This window comes from Janthinobacterium sp. SUN137, assembly GCF_030587265.1.
Classification (GTDB): Bacteria; Pseudomonadota; Gammaproteobacteria; order Burkholderiales; family Burkholderiaceae_D; genus Janthinobacterium; species Janthinobacterium kumbetense.
Map to the genome: position 1 here is coordinate 349,859 of NZ_JAPWHZ010000005.1, position 15,683 is coordinate 365,541.

General features: G+C 61.0%; 12 protein-coding genes. All 12 read right to left on the reverse strand.

Going from position 1 to position 15,683, the window contains the following annotated elements; translation table 11 throughout:
* Positions 1-17: 17 nt before the first annotated feature.
* Positions 18-680 (reverse strand): hypothetical protein, encoded by a 663-nt coding sequence (locus tag O3298_RS25650; RefSeq protein ID WP_305060862.1) that lies wholly within the window; start codon positions 678-680, stop codon positions 18-20.
* A 96-nt stretch (positions 681-776) separates the two neighbouring features.
* On the reverse strand, positions 777-1,043 hold the full coding sequence (locus O3298_RS25655) for a PAAR domain-containing protein (RefSeq protein WP_099665253.1): 267 nt from the start codon (positions 1,041-1,043) through the stop codon (positions 777-779).
* Positions 1,044-1,056: 13 nt separating this feature from the next.
* Positions 1,057-2,688 carry a DUF2875 family protein gene (locus O3298_RS25660; RefSeq protein ID WP_305060863.1) on the reverse strand — a complete coding sequence of 544 codons (1,632 nt, stop codon included), beginning with the start codon at positions 2,686-2,688 and terminating at the stop codon, positions 1,057-1,059.
* Positions 2,689-2,773: 85 nt separating this feature from the next.
* Positions 2,774-5,050 (reverse strand): DUF3274 domain-containing protein, encoded by a 2,277-nt coding sequence (locus O3298_RS25665; RefSeq protein ID WP_305060864.1) that lies wholly within the window; start codon positions 5,048-5,050, stop codon positions 2,774-2,776.
* An 18-nt stretch (positions 5,051-5,068) separates the two neighbouring features.
* The gene (locus tag O3298_RS25670) at positions 5,069-7,864 is read right to left on the reverse strand and encodes a type VI secretion system Vgr family protein (protein ID WP_305060865.1); all 2,796 of its coding nucleotides are present in this window, start codon (positions 7,862-7,864) and stop codon (positions 5,069-5,071) included.
* A gap of 242 nt (positions 7,865-8,106) precedes the next feature.
* Entirely contained in the window at positions 8,107-8,970 is an 864-nt protein-coding gene (locus tag O3298_RS25675; RefSeq protein ID WP_305060866.1) for a hypothetical protein, read from the reverse strand.
* A 73-nt stretch (positions 8,971-9,043) separates the two neighbouring features.
* Positions 9,044-10,039, reverse strand: a complete 996-nt coding sequence (locus tag O3298_RS25680) for a PHB depolymerase family esterase (protein ID WP_305054351.1) — start codon at positions 10,037-10,039, stop codon at positions 9,044-9,046.
* Positions 10,040-10,163: 124 nt separating this feature from the next.
* Positions 10,164-12,395, reverse strand: a complete 2,232-nt coding sequence (locus tag O3298_RS25685; RefSeq protein ID WP_305060867.1) for a TonB-dependent receptor — start codon at positions 12,393-12,395, stop codon at positions 10,164-10,166.
* A 148-nt stretch (positions 12,396-12,543) separates the two neighbouring features.
* Positions 12,544-13,350 carry an alpha/beta fold hydrolase gene (locus O3298_RS25690; protein WP_305060868.1) on the reverse strand — a complete coding sequence of 269 codons (807 nt, stop codon included), beginning with the start codon at positions 13,348-13,350 and terminating at the stop codon, positions 12,544-12,546.
* 116 nt (positions 13,351-13,466) lie between these two features.
* Positions 13,467-14,105, reverse strand: coding sequence for a TetR/AcrR family transcriptional regulator (locus tag O3298_RS25695; protein WP_218965280.1), 639 nt, complete (start codon positions 14,103-14,105; stop codon positions 13,467-13,469).
* A 107-nt stretch (positions 14,106-14,212) separates the two neighbouring features.
* The gene (locus tag O3298_RS25700) at positions 14,213-15,169 is read right to left on the reverse strand and encodes a bifunctional helix-turn-helix transcriptional regulator/GNAT family N-acetyltransferase (protein ID WP_305060869.1); all 957 of its coding nucleotides are present in this window, start codon (positions 15,167-15,169) and stop codon (positions 14,213-14,215) included.
* 74 nt (positions 15,170-15,243) lie between these two features.
* The gene (locus O3298_RS25705; RefSeq protein ID WP_305060870.1) at positions 15,244-15,672 is read right to left on the reverse strand and encodes a hypothetical protein; all 429 of its coding nucleotides are present in this window, start codon (positions 15,670-15,672) and stop codon (positions 15,244-15,246) included.
* Between the last annotated feature and the right edge of the window lie 11 nt (positions 15,673-15,683).

Sequence of the window (15,683 nt, forward strand, 5' to 3'; positions counted from 1 at the left end):
AATCGAGGGGGCGCAGCTTACAGCACTGGCGGGCAAGTCACATTCCACGCGTCATACTGGGCGCCGCTCTTGCGCAGCCAGACGCGGGCGTAGCTGTCGCGGTCGCTCTTGAACACGAGCGCATAGCGCTCTTCGGCGCGCGGTGCGGCGGCGCCCACGTCGACGGCCGCCAGCGCGAACTTCAGCGCGCGCAACGGAGCGCAGGCCGTATTGCCCGCCATCAATAAGCGCGCCCGCTCCAGCAGCGGCTTCTGGTACAGCAACACGCCTTCCAGTTCCGCATCGGGGACGCGCTGCAGCATGCGCACGGGTTCGGCCACGGCGCGGCAAGTGCCACGGTCGAGCCAGGCGTAATACTCCATACCCGCCTCCTGCCAGCGCGCCAGCTTACCCTCGCCGTGCAGCACGAACTTGGTGCGCTGCGTACGGCACAGCGCGCCATGACCGCGATACGGCGCCGTTTCCACGCTGCCCACCACTTCGCTGCCGCGTCCGCCCACCACGGGCACGCTCTCGAACACGGTGCGCGCAGCCGGCTCGCCCGGATATTGCTGCGCATAAAACTCCAGCAAGGACGCGCGCTGCTGCGCATCCACCGCCACCGCCTCGGCGGCACTGGCAGAGAGGCACACAGCCGACACTACGCACAGCGCCAAGGGGCGCACGATATATCTAGGCATGGATCCAGGCATGGCATTCCTTCATCGACGTTCAAGGGCGGGTATCGCCCAAGCGCAGATTATATAGTTACCAGGAAATACCAGGAGGAGCGGACGTCAGGACGTGCGGAAGCTGGCGCCGCCAGCGAGCAACTTGGCGCCACAGGTGGTGCTATCGCCTTCGAAGGCGATAGCGATGCCATTGATGCTGTGCCGGGATGAGCCGCTGGCAATCTTGCAACCCTGATGTCCCTTGATGGGGCAGCTGCACAAGTCCCCGACGCAGGCGACAGGAATCCCATTGACCGTAAAATGCGTGGCGGCACAACTGAGCACCTTGCCGCCGTGCGAAGTGGCGTCTCCCAACCGGATGACCTTGCGCATGCTGCCTCCAGAATCATTGTCCCGCCTGGCTTTCCAGGATGGCTTCCACCGATGGCGCCGCGTAGTTTGCGGGGTCGACGGCTGGCGTGATACGGCTGCGGAAGATATCGCCGCCGGCATCCTGTTTCTTGCGGGTTGCGTCCGATGGCGGCGTGATGAAGATGATGCTCGCCTCGTTATTGTCGCGCAGATTGATCGCCGCACTGGCGCCACCGTCGCGATAGCTGCCCAGCACGCCGATGGCCATCTGCACGAACCAGGTGGCCGCACCGGTATTGCCCAGGCGATGATCGGTATTGATGAACTGCGCGCTCTTGCCGCTGTCGATTTCCGGGCCGCCCTGTGCCGCGTAATCGTGCAGCATGCTTTCCAGTATCAGCAGCTGCTCCGGCTGCTTGCCCGTACCGGCCACGATGCGCGCCGGCCCCTTGCCGCGTTCCGCTTCCGGCAAGGTCTGCAGCGCCTGCTGCCAGCCCGCATTGAGTATCTTCTGGCGCGCATCACGCCGCGTGACGGGCTTGCCTTCCTCATCCGTAAATTTGACGAATACGGGCCGGTGCACGAAACCGAACGAGGGCAAGCGGTCGAAGGTTTCCATCTGTTCCCGGTTCCATGGAATGGGGAACCACGGCGTCGGTTTCCAGTTGCGCGGCGGACGATTTTCCCATGGGTTTAGTTTATCGAAGGTATGCAAGCCCACGCCGCGGATATCGGGCCGCTGAGCGAAGGCGGCGGCGGCGGCGAGCCATTCGGCGACGGTGGGTTGACGAGGTATGGAAGGAAAATCCGCTCCTAATTCCTTATCTGGTTTCGCCAGAGATTCCATCAATTGATAATACATCGCTCTGAATTGCTCTTGTACAAACTTATTTCCGGGGTCGCCCCATATCGCTGGCCGCAAAAGTTCAACACGTTCGCGCCGTGCCAGCACAAATGCCACGGTGGTATCGGGCATATCAGGTATGTAATATCCGTCCTGCAACATCTTTACATCCCCTTTCGCGCGAATACCATCTCTCGTCCCTGCACTATCATCTGCCATCAGAACCACGTATGGCACATCAGGATGGGTATCAAAAAACTCAAATATGTTCAGTAGCAATTGATCAGGATGTTCAGCCAGACTCCAGGGAGCTATCGAAAACAGATGCCATGCCATGCCGGAAGTCCCCGCGCTGGCAATCAATCCCGCCATCGGTACTCCAGCTTCAGGCTGTTGCTTAGAATCACGAATTGGTGGGCCAGCATAAAATGACGGCACTCCCCAATACAACGGTGTAAAGTTGATTCCATTCTCCATCGCATCGTATGCACGCCCTCCGCTCACCCCGTTTTTATCCAAGGCGCTCCACGCGTACTTGCTCTTATCCTGTTCTCTGATAGAAGTAAAAGCGCTTCCTTCTTGTAAGGCATCCCATAGCTTGGCTTGCCGATACCTATCAAAGGTCACACCAAGGCCTATCACTTCCAAGACGTATTCATCCCGTGATGTCGTACCATCTACACTCTCTTTCTGAACCTGCGCAGATTTCTTTTTTGATGCTGACTCTCGCTCATTTGCTTGTGCCGACACACTGACCCACCTAACAAATAGGACAAGAAACAGTACTAGCAATGGAATACCAATCCAACGAACGACGGTCATGATGACCTCCTGTTCTAACTATTGAGTGGTATCGCTCTTCAGTTAATCGCAGAGCGAGCAAAAAAGTATAGCAATCTAAAATCATTCAAATTTTCGACTTCTTGACGTCAGAAGTTTTTTTCCCGCTTTTAGTCTCTGATATGACGATTTTCCACAAAGGCCCTGTCAGCAACGGTAAATCAGCGGGTAAAACACCTGAGTTGTAATAAGATATGTTCCCTTTAATTACATTTTTTCTCCAACTATTTTCCGTATCAAAATACATACGAAAAGTCTCAAGAAACTCGGACCATAAAAGGATTCCTGGCCGTCGTTTTCCGCCTTCATACGATATCTTCACCCGCCAATCCGCCACCGCACATAGATATGCATAGAACTGCGGATCAGAACTGGCCTTGCCGCTGCCAATCGCCACGTCATATGCGGTCACTTGGCTATGATTCTTCGCGCTACCGATAATGGAGCTATGAAAAGACTTGGCGCTAACCTCCCGCTGCCAGCGCAACCGTGCCTCATTCGGACTTTCCTGGATGGTTGCCAAGACATTTCCTTCCGTGTAGCGTGTAGCGGCAATGACCTTGCGTTGATCGAGCGGCCCTTTGCCATCGAGTTTCTTTTCCTTGTTATAGGCAGTCGTCATCAAGCCCAATTCGGCCCCGCGTATGGCTTCATCGCGCTCTGGAAACCGGCGATAACCGGCCGGATCCGGGCGATCCTCGGCGGTTGTGTGCAGGCCGCTCCCGCTGGTAAGTGCCACTGATGCATCGCAGGGATCGACTTCCTCCACAGGTCCCTGATCTTCCGCTTTACGGTTTCGCATCATGGAAGTTTTGGGAATATTGGGCGTATCGATTGGCGAGGTACCGCGCAAATCGGCCGGCACCGGCTTTTTCAATGTTTCGCCAGTGATGGTGCGTATGCCGTTACGCTGTTCCGTCTTGCTCAACCTGGTATTGATAGGCCAGGCCACCGCCTTGTGTTGTGCACGGTATTTTCGTAATGAAACATCGACGTGTGCCTGTTCGCTTTCTGTCGTGAGGCGCAGTGGAAAATCAAAAGGCGGTGGCTTGCCTACCAACGACACCGTGAACTTTCCAGTGGCAGGATCCAGCCTAGTCTTGTTGCTGAATATTCGTTGATAAAATCTGCTGCCCAGTTCCGCCAGCGCATTACGTACCTGCTCGCGCTCCACGATGCGGGTATGTCCAGTAAAAACACTATTTCCATCGATACTGGACGTCTCATCTTCCTCTATGAGTTCACTTCCCATTGCATAATCCGGCACGCCATCCCACCCTATGCCCTGGATGTTGTCCAGCGCCACTGTCATATCTTCAGGGCAAAAATACAGATAGACTTTGCGGCGATTGTCGCGGTCGTCTGCACTCTGCCAGCGGCTGCCGACCATGCCACGATATTCGTCCTTCTTCAGGTCGGCAAACGACGGCTTGCATGCCTGGCCGTTGCCCTTCGCCACGCCGGTAACTATATTCGCCAAGGTCTTCAGGCGCGCGCCCATGGTCTGCGCACCACTGAGCAAATGGTAATAGGACTTCATTGCGACATCCTCGCCGCCGTCGAACCAGGCGGCACCTCGCATCAACAGGGGCAGGCTGTCCACCAGGCTGTACGGCGGATGCGTGAGTATCAGATTATCGGCCGGCGCCAGTCCCTTTTCCATCAGCATGGCTTGCGCCAGCAGCGACAGCAGGCAACCCTGGCTATGTGCAACGATGCTGACGGTGTCTTCCGCGTCATAATCGCGGATCATGGAAATGAGTGCGGCCAGGCGCTGCGCCGCCAGCACCATGTACATGCGCCCGGGCGCCGTCCTCAGGGGCCGCAAAGCATCGCCCATGGGATCCGCAGGTGCATAGATCCCCGGACGCCACATGTCGGGTAAGCTGCTGGTGGCGTTGCCGAAAGGACCTCCTTCCTTGGACAGGTCCTTGTCGAGGCGGTTGCCGTAGCGGTCGACGAACTGGCCGTTGATATTGCTGCATTTCACTCCCACTTCGCGGTAGCCCCAGTAAAATGGAATCACGGGACTGTTGGTGTCCTTGGCAATCGTGCGCTTGAAGAAGACGGCGTCGGGATCGTCTTCCAGCCTGTCCTTGTCCGCCGCCACGGGCATGCGGTAAGACGCGGCCGTAAAGCCGCGACCCAGCCTTTGCGTCAGTCCTTCGCACAAGCCCTCTTCCACCGCCTTGTAGCTGACGCCCACATCGTTGACGCCATGAATGACGATGATATTGCCCGGCAGATTGCGGCGTATCTTGACCTTCTTGCACACGCTGCGTTCGCAATGCAGGATCGCCACATCGTCGCCCACGACATACGGCACTGTCGGATAACTGCCCATCGCACTCTCCTGGCGTCATCAATCCTTGTTGTTGAACACTTCGATGGCGGCCAGATGCATCGCCGTGCGCTCCAGCACGTCCGTCTTGCCGCGCCCATCGCTGCAGCCATCCGTCGCTGAACCATCGCCCAGCTTCACTGCAAAGTGCGCCTGCGGCGCCAGCTGCGGTTCTTGCGGCACGCCATCGACGGGACTGTCGTCGCCCTCGTATTGAAAAATGAATTGCTGGTCGGTCTTGCCCTCGGCAAAGTTTGGCAATTGCACCGCCATGCTCTGCGGATCATTGAAAACGAAGTTGGGTGCATTGAAATTCAGCGGCGACTTGCTGCCGAAGGTGATGCCATCGGCGATGCGGATAAAGGCGCCGTGCTTGGAGATCAACACGATTTCATCGGCCATGCCCGTCAGCTTGCCGTCGCTGGCCGTCAGTTTCAGGTTTTTCCCCGCATTCAGTTCCATGTCGTCATGCTGGCTTTGCAGCAGGAACTTGCCATGGTGCGCGATGGCGCGGATGCCGTCCGCATGGGAAAACAGCGATATGCCCTTGCCCGCATTCACGCTATAGCGCTGGCCCGCGACCGTTTGCAGATGCTGCTGCGCCACCGTATCGATATTGCTGGCGGCGTAGCTGACGATGGCCTTCGAACTGGCAAAGCTGATGCCGGCGGGCGCCGTGACGGCAATCGCCGCCGCACCGCCCAGTTCGGCGCGGGGCTCCGTATTGCTGCCGCCTTCCCAATTTTTTAAACTTTGCTGCAATGCCTGCTGCGCCTGGTCTTCCTGTTCCAGTGCCTGATGCGCCACCGCATAGCTGCCCAGCGAGCGAAACAATTCCAGGCAGTTTTCCATCAGGCCCAGATATTCGCTGCGCGCCATATGGCTGCCATCGCCATTCAGGCGCTTCCAGGCCGAAATCAGCATGCCCTTGCCCGCCCGCATAGCCATTTGCTCGTCGGTACGCAACTCGGCACCCTCGCCGCGCGCCGTGCCCTGGCCGTTGCGCCTATCCTGCGTCAGCCAGCCCAGGTTGAGCTGAGTGGAACCATGATCGCTGGCAAGCTGGGCATTGATTTGCCCATGGACATCATCAAAACGCAGCTGGTTGCCACGCGTGCCCTTGATTTCGCGGCTCTTAATGCCGGACAAGTAACGGTTACCGGGCAAGTCGCCTGCCTTGCTCAGGGCGATCGGCTGCGCGTTGTGGTTGTACAGCTGGCCGACGACGATAGGCCGGTCCGGATCGCCCCCCAGAAAGGCCAGCAGGACTTCGCTGCCCACGCGGGGCAAGCCCAGGTAGCCGCATTGCTGCATGCTGCCAGGTCCGTTCCCCGCCCAATTCGACGCGACGCGTATCCAGGCCGAATCGGCATCCGTGTCGGAGGCGCCCGTGCCGCCCGCATGCTCGTGGTCCAGCTTGCGCGTGGCGGGAAAACGAACCTTGACCCGGCCCATCGCGTCGCAATGAACTTCCTCATTCGCCGGTCCCACCACCACGGCGCTTTGCATGGCGACTGACGGCAGGTCGATGCGCGTGTCATAGGATGGGACGATGGGCACGCCGCGCCGCACGGCAGTCAGTGCAATATGCATGCGCAGGGGGCCATCATCCACCGCCGCCGCCAGTTCGCGCTGCGGCAGCGCTATGTCATCGGCCAGCCAGCGGTTGCGCGCAAACAGGCGTGCTACCCTGGCGGCAAGCTCTCGGGGTAGGTTATTTTGCGCTGCCACCTGCAGCGATGTAACGACAAAATCACGCTCGGCCGCCGGCAAGGCGTCAATGTCCGGGTGCTCGGCCAGGCTGAAGTATTCGCCCGGGCACAGGTCGCGCACGCTGCCTTCGGCATGAAAGCAATGGCTCTCGTAATCGTGCTGCTGCATGGCCAGCATGCCCAGCTGGCACAAGGCCTCATGATCGATGCCCGCGCGCGGCGGCAGCACGCGGTAATCATCAAGCGTGGCGGCAACGGCATTGCCATGCATGCCCTGCTGTCCACGCCCCAAGGCATCGGCAGTCATGAACGGCCGCGCGCGCGGGTGTTCTTCATTCCAGCTATGGCGCGTTACCTTGCCCGCCTGCAGCTTGCGCACTTCGCTCCACGACGTCAGGGTGTCGCGCTGTTCCGTCGCGCGGTCCGCGTGATAGCGCACGGTATCCGCCATGTTTTTCCGCAAGCCATCGGCATGGTTGAATAGCACCAGGGTATGCGCCGGCTCGGCATGCGTATCCGTATTGCCCGCCGCACGAAAAAACCAGGCGACGCCGCTACGCTTGAGCAAGCGGCGCACGAAGGCTGCATCGGATTCATTGTGCTGCATGACAAATTCACGCTGCGGATACATTTGCGCCTCGAAGAAATCGGCAAATGCATACTGGAAGGCGTGCGCCAGCACGGTATTGCTGCGTATCCACTCGTCGAGCAGGGTCTTGACGATCTCGATATCCGTCAGGCGCCGGAAGACGCGCGTATTGCAGCGCTTCTCCATGATGGCGAAGGCATCCGTCAGCACCAACTGGTAGCTGGCCAGCCCACCGTCGCTGTCGCCGGCACTGGCTTGCGTGACGAGGCCGCAGATACTGCGCAGCCTGCCCTGATCCGTCACGAGATCGATGGCGGCGGGCAAGGCAATCAAACTACTGAGCGGCAAGTCGGCATGCGTCGAAACACACAGCACACGGTACTCGATACCGCCACAGATCGCCTCGCTGCCGGCGATACGCTGTGGTATCAGCACGCCGGCGGGCACCTTGGGCGAGACACCCAGGCGCAGGCGCAAGGGACGCTGGGCACCAGATATCGACTCGTCACCGTCCATGGAGTTCTCCTCATTCGCACTTGCATTTAGAGCCTATCCCAGTAGATGAATACATCTCCCGCTGGCGCGCCTCAGAAGCGGGGACTGCGTTGATCGTCGTTGCGTGGCTCGCCACGCGTCCTCCTCACGCCTTGTCCGCGCTCCTGATGTGCTGCCAGCAGAAGACGCTCCCTACTGGGATATGCTCTTAATCAAGCTGGAGAACCGACAATGCCATGAGATTGCAAGGAAATACTTGATATTTAGTAAGAATCCGCCAAGGTTCCCACTACTTCCGTCAAGCTTTGCCGCTTGGCCGCCAGCGCCGCATCCGCCAGGCTCCATTGCTCCAGCCGCAACGCATACGCGGGCGTCATCATCCAGCCGAACACTTCCGCCTTGTCTTCCTCGGGGCCGTAGGCGGCGTACAGGCTGACGAGGCCCGGCTGCGGGTGGCCCAGGTTCTGGAAGCCCTTGCCATAGGCCGTGGCGCCGCCCTGGCCGTAGGCTGTGCCGGGCGGGTTCAGGGCCAGCCAGGCTGGGTCGCGGTAATAGAAATCGTTGAACAGCCGGTATTCGATGAAGTGGTAGTACTCGTGGTGCACGCGCAGCTCCATGCCGGACGGACACATCGCGGCCAGAAGGTTGTCGGCGTAGACGACACTGTCGATTTCCGGCGCCGGCATGGCCAGGCGGCGCTGGCCGTCCACGCTCAAATCCTTGACCAGGACGATGTGGCGCAAGCCCGTGCGCGCGAAGACGCCTGCCGGATAGCGCTCCATGGCCGGCAAAACGATGCTGAGCAGCAATTGCAGCCCGGCACGGTCTTGCTCCGACTCCGTAAAGGCGTGCGCCGCGCTGCCGGGCATGGACAAGGTCCAGGCGGGCGCCAGTTGCAAGGCCGCCAGGCGCGCAGTGGCGATCGCCTGCAACTGCGCCACGCTGGCGTCCCTGGGCGCGACGGGCGCATAGCGCACATTCCAGTCGCATTCGCTGCGCATGCTGTCTTGCTGGGCGGCGCGCTCGAACGCCAGTGCGTAGGCCGCCGATGGGGCGGGCGGGCCGCCACTGGCGCAAGCGGACAGCAAGGCGAAGGCAAGGCAGGACAGCAGGCGGCAAGCGGGCATGGGATTTTTCACAGGCATAAAAATGGGGCGCAATCGCGGCGCCCCATTCTACAAGCTTCAGTTCCCTACGCCATCAGCGCTGGTAATTCTTGAAGAAATTCCAGCTGATCACGGTGGCGTCCGGGCCCAGCTCGTCGCTGAATGGCCAGCCGGGAGGGCCGCCGCTCCACGCGTGGTTCATGCCCTCGACCGTGTACTTTTGCGCGATGACGGCGCCGTTGTGCAGGTAGGTGTCGATGGAATAGCTGCGGCCATACGGCACGGTCTGGCGCACGATGCTGTCGGCACGGTAGCGCACGCTGTCATTGTCGAGGCCATCGTCGCCGTAATCGCTGGTTTGCAGGAATTGCTCGATGGTTTGCTCGCCGTTGATCGGGTTAACGACGATATCGGAAGTGCCGTGGAACACCATCGTCGGCATCAGCCGGCGCGGCGACCCCGAGCAGCGCCAGGCATCCTTGCCGCGCACTTTCGGATCGAAGGAACTGCCGTTGAACAGGGAGTCGGCGGCCGTGACCATGCCCGTGGCGCCCTTGTACATGCCGCCCGAATGCACCATCACGGCGGCGAACACGTCCGAATAGCAGGCCGCCATGATGGACGCCATGGCGCCGCCGGCCGAGATGCCCGTCACATACACGCGGCTGTCCTGCACCGCATACTTGCTCTTGACCTTGTTCAAGATGCCCATCAGCACGGCCGGTTCACCCGTGCCCCGCTCCTGGTTCAGCGGCAACATGAAATTCCAGCAGCGCATGGGGTTGGCCGTGACGTTCTGGCGCGGATAGACGACGATGAAATTCTCGCTGTCGGCCAGTTCGTTGTAGCGGCTGACGGCGGCCATGCTGTTGGGCTCGGAGCCGCAGCCGTGCAGCATCAACACGACGGGCAGCGGCGTGTTCGGATTATAGTTGCTCGGTAGCCAGACCTGATACTCGCGCGAGCCCCACAGGCTCGCATACAGGCCGAAGTCCCACTGGCCGGCTGCGGCCGGCAGCGCGGCCAGCAAGCCGCAGGCGGCGATGAGTGCAGATAATAAGTGACGCAGTTGCTGATTCAGATGTGCCATGCCAGTCTCCTGATTATTATTAAGGACGAAAACAGCGACAACAAACCGGCTTGATGCATATCAAGCCGGCACTAACGACCAGCGAGGCCGGACCCGGCGGGTCCAGCCCCGATAGTTGAGAACCTTAAAATTTGTAGCCTGCCTTGGCGATGATCTGGCGCGGCGGGCCATAGAAGCCGTCGAGGATGAACAGCGCAGGAATGTTGTAGCCATCCGTGCGATAGCGTTTATTGCCCAGATTGCTGCCATGCAAGCTAAAGGTCCAGTTCTTCGGCGCTTCCCAGACGACGCCAGCCGTCCACATGCTGTAGCCGCCCTGCGCCAGCACTTCGCTCAAGTCCGTGGTCGGATACACCTTGCTGCGGTAGCCATAGCCGACCATGCTGCGCAGGGCGCCGCCGAACACGTCGCGGTCCGTGCGCGTCAGGTTCAAGCCCACTTGCCGGCGCGGCGTATTGCTGAACTTTTGCGTATCCGCAATGTTCTTGCCGCCGCTCATGAACTCGTCATAGCTGGCGTTCAGCAAGGCGAGGAAGCCGTTGACTTCCCACTGACGGTTCGGCCGCCACGAAAATTCGAACTCGGCGCCTTTCACGGTGGCCTTGCCCGCATTCGTGAAGTCGCCATAGAAACCGGGCAAGCCGCCCGGCTGCACGTAGCTGGTGAAGACGGACAACTGAATATCCTTGTAGCGGTTGTAGAACAGGGCCACGTTGGCGTCGAAAGTATCGTCCGGCGCCGCGTACTTCATGCCCACTTCCAGCGCATCGAGTTTTTCATCCTTGTACGGGCGCGCGGAATCGGGCACCACCAGGTTGTTGGCGCGCACGTTGTAGCCGCCCGACTTGAAGCCGCGCGACAAGTTGCTGTAGAAATTCGTCGTCTTCGACGCTTCATAGCGCACGGACAGTTTCGGCGAGGTATTGCTGACCGACAAAGACTTGTCGAAATCGGCCGCCGTCTGGATCGGCCGCGTAAAGCTCACGTCGGCAAAAGCACGGTTGAGCACGATGGCGCGCTTTTCCTCGCGCGTGTGGCGCAAGCCCGCATTGATGCTCCATGCCTTGCCCACGGGCCAGGTCCAGTCCGTGTACAGCGCCGTGCTGTCCGTCTCCACCGTGCTGACGGCGGCCTGGAACTGGCGGCCCAGGAAATTGTTGTAGATGCCGCCGCCGGCCGTGCCTTCGAAGCGGTACAGGCCGATCACGCCGGCGCCATAGTCGCCGCTGTAGGACGCCTGCAATTCCAGGCTTTTCTGCTCGTCGCGCGAGTCGCCGAACACGTCGGCGATGGGCTGCGGCAAGCCGTCGAAGTCGATGGTTTGTTCGGACGTGCTGCGCCGCTTGGCGCCGATCACTTTCACGGACCAGTCGTTCGACAAGGTGTAGTTGGCCACCAGCGAACCGCCTCGGTTGTGCGTGAAGTTGTTGCCCGGCATGCCGCTCTGGATGTCATACGCATCCGTGCTGGCGGGCCGCTTGAGCGGGTCGAAGGCGCTCACGCCCATGCGCTGGAAGCCGCGCACGCCCGATTTGTCGTCCGTGGCGTCCAGGCTCAGCACGACGGTCAAGGGGATGTCTTGCGGGAAATAGCCAACGGACAGGCGCGCGGCCGTGCTGTCCTGGTCGCTGACCTGCTCTCCGTTAAACGTGTTGCGGCCGAAACCGTCGCGGTCCAGCTTGGCAGCCGCGAGGCGCGCGCGCCACGTGCCATTCTCATTGGCCACGTTGAAGGCGGCCTTGAAGTTGCGCTGGTTGTAGTTGCCGATGCCCACTTCCGCCGAGGCGCCGTTTTCCTTCGCCAGCGGACGCGAAATGTATTTGATGGCGCCGCCGATGGTGTTCTTGCCATACAAGGTGCCTTGCGGGCCGCGCAGCACTTCGATGCGCTGCACGTCGAACACATCGAGCAGCGCGCCTTGCGGACGGGCCATGTAGACGTCGTCGAAATAAATGCCCACGCCCGGGTCCACGCCCCAGACGGGGTCGGCCTGGCCGACGCCGCGGATAAACGCCGTCAGGGTGGTGTTCGTGCCGCGCGAAGCGTACACGGTCAGGTTCGGCACGCGTTCCTGCAAGTCGGCCAGGTTCTGGATATTCGCCCGTTCCAGGGCCTTGGCGGAAAACGCCGTGACGGCCAGCGGTACGTCCTGCAGGCGCTCTTCGCGGCGGCGGGCGGAGACCGTCACGGTTTCCATGCGTTCTTTCGCATCGCTGGCTTCGCTGGCGCTCTGGACACTGGCGGCGGCGGACGCGGCGGCCTCCTGCGCCAGGGCCTGGGTGGAAAAGCTGAAGGCGCCGGCAACGGCGAGGGCGACGGATAAGGGTTTCAAAGCGGGTTTCAAAGCAAGTTTCATAGCGTCTCCAATGTCAGGCTTGCTTACCGCCAGGGAAAACGGCCGGATTCCAGAATCGCAAGACGTAACGGTACCCGCGCGCAAAAAGCGTGCACCTGCCCTGCGATGACTGTGTTCCGGCCCTCGGCCCGTGCGGCGAGTGGCCTGTTTATTTTGAATTTATGGTAAGGAAGGACTGCAACAAGGTATTCACACGCTGCGCCTGGTCCAGGGGCGTGGCGTGGCGCGAGTTCGCGATGATCTCGATCTCGCACTGCTGAAACTGTGCGGCAAAGGCCCGCTTGCTGGCGACGGGCGTGTAATCCTGGTCCGCCGCCATGATCAGGACGGGCATGGCCAGGGCCTGGAAGTGAATGTCGATATCCCAGTGGAAAATGGCGTCCAGCGCGGCCAGGTAGGCGCGCTTGTCCATGCCCGCCATCTGCGTGGCGAAGCGCTCGACGAGGGCTTGCTGTTCAGGATCGGGAAACAGTTTCTTGCCAATGATCTTGCCCATGGCTTTCAAGCCGAAGGTGGCGATCACCGTGCGGCGCAGCCAGTAGGCAAACAGCAGCGCGGCCGGTTTGCTGCCCTGGAACGGCTGGGAATTGATCAGGCACAAACTGGTGACCCTGCCGGGGGCGCGGTTGGCCATTTCCAGGCCCACCATACCGCCCAGGGAAAAGCCGACGATGTGCGCGCGCGCCACGTCGAGCTGGTCCATCAGGTTGAAGAGGTCGTTGGCGAAGTCGCCGATCTGCCAGTCGCCGTTGGGCGCCGGACTGGCGCCATGGCCGCGCAGGTCGGGCACGATCAAGCGATGGCTGCTGCCGAGGGCGTCGATTTGCGGGCGCCAGTCTTCAGCGCAGGAACCGAGGCCGTGCAACAAAAACACGGGATCGCCCTGCCCTGCCTGTGTGCCGGGACCGAGGTCGAGATAATGCAATGGAACATCGGATGTCGTGTGACGTCGCATTCTGTCTCCTTGCTGTTGAACATGCTTTGTGTTCAGGTGCAGGAATATATTTTCCTGCTGTTGGAAAACATAATACGGAATCCGAATTCCGATTTCAAGTTAAATCGGTAAATATCTCAAGTCAGGTAATTTAAAGCAACACGTACCAGCTCATCTTCCAGCGCGGCCGCCGACAGGAAGGACAGCGAACCCGACAACACGTGCTGGTTCAGGATGCCCAGCAGCACGGGCGGCACCACCATCATCGCCTGCGTGGGATTCGGATGGCGGATGCTGGCCGACTTGCTGGCCAGCACGGCAACCGTGCGCTGCGAGATCAGATGGTTGATCTGGTGTACCTTGTCGCGGAACTGCGCATCCTGCGAGCAGCGCGTGATCAGGGCGCGCAGCACGCCGCGCCGGCCCATGTTGACGGCCACGAACATGGCCACCATGGCGCGGATGAAGTCTTCCAGGCTGCGCCCTTCCCACTGGCGCAGCTCCGTCAGGGTTTCGACCTTTTCCACCATGTCGGAAAAAAAGCGCTGCAGCAGCAAGCGGCTCAAGGTGTCCTTGTCGCCCAATAAGCGGTAAAACGTGCCCACCGAGGTTTCCGCCAGTTTTGCCAGGTCGGCCACGCCGATTTCATCGAAACGGTTTTCCGCCAGCAACTGTTCCCCTACCAGCAGCAAGCGCTCGAAGGCCAGCTTGCTGCGCGCCTGGGTGGGCTCGGGTGGAACGATCAACTGCGGGAAGGGCATCGGGAAGGAAGGCATGCGGCGTCGGCGTCTCGGAATAGTGGAACCTAAGTTCCGTTATGGATGCGCGTATTGTAACGCGGGAGACGGCCGATGGGGAGCGCCGCGTGGCGCCCTCGCGTGCACTAGCGGCCCTGCCACTCCATGTAGACGTCGGCGCGCTGGTAATGGGCGTCGCCGGCGGGCCGCGCCACGTGCGTAAAACCGCTGCTTTCATACAGGCGGATGGCGGGCGCCAGCTTGCTGTTCGATTCCAGGAACAGCAATTGCGCGCCGCTGGCCTCGAAGGCGTCGAAGGCCCGTTCGATCAGGCGGCGCGCGATGCCCAAGCCCTGGCACTCGGGGGTGACGGCCATCTTCGACAGCTCGATGCTGGCGTCGCCGGCGCGGATCAGGGCGCAGGTGCCGACGATGCGGCCATCGAGGCGCGCGAGGAAGATCTGCCCGCCAGCGTCGAGAATCGAGCGCTGCGGGTCGGACAGCACCTTGTCGTCCAGCGCCTCGACATAGAAATACCGCTCCAGCCATGCGATGTTCAGCCGTTTGAAGTCTGCCGCGTATTGCGGCTCGTAATCGATGATTTCCACGGCGGCCCGCTCGCGCTGGCGCCGGCAGGCGGCGATCGTTTCGCCGAAACCTTGCGCCTGCAGGCGCGCTTCGGCCCGGTCCAGGCTGGCCATCAGCTGCGGCGTACTGTGCTCGAAGACGCTATCGACGGCCGCGCGTACATCGTCCCACAGGGGCGCCATGTTGCGCAGCAACGCTTGCCCGGCGTCGGACAGCGCCAGCAGCCGGCGCCGCTCATCCCTGGCGTCCGGCATCTCCGCCACCACGCCGGCATCGAGCAGCTTGCGCCCCAGCTGCACCACCACCGGATGCGTCTGCCCGATCTGCGCGGCCAGGGCCGTGATCGCCGTCGGGCCGTTGTCGCGCAGCAGCAATAACAAAGGGAAACAGCGCGACGTCAGCTCGACGCCGGCGGCCAGATAGCTGGTATCGACGCCCGCATACAGTTGATCGGAAAGACGGCGCAGGCGGCTGGCCAGCATCAGGGAGCCGTAGGTTTGCAAGTTGGAAGACATGTTGGGCGGGATATATGTAAGTAGTTACGTATACCCTAACGTAAACGGGCTTTCCAGGTCAAGGGCAGGCTTGCCTAGTCCTCATCTTCCGCCAGCGCCTCCTGCAGCCTGGCTTGAAACACGGTCTCGACCAGCTCTTCCAGAGTCGGCCACACCTGCGTCAGCCAGCGCTTGCCCTCTGCGCTCACCGCCACATACGGCGCATCGCGCGTGGCGCAGGCCAGGCCGATGGCGATGACTTGCCCCGCATCGTCCAGGCCGCCCGCGATCATGGCAGCGATGGGCAAGGCGATCAGGTCGGCGGTCAGATGCGGACGCAGCAGACAGGCGGGCGCGATGATGGCGAACGATGCTTCCACGTAACTCCAGCAGTTGGTGGGCCAGTGGGCGGCTTTGACGGCGTCGAGGAAGGCCGCGTCACTCAAAGCATCCGGATGGGCTTGCGCCCGCGCATAAAAAGCGGCCAGGGCGACGAGTTGTGGCGGGGAAGTCCAGGTGGGCATGGGGTAGGAGG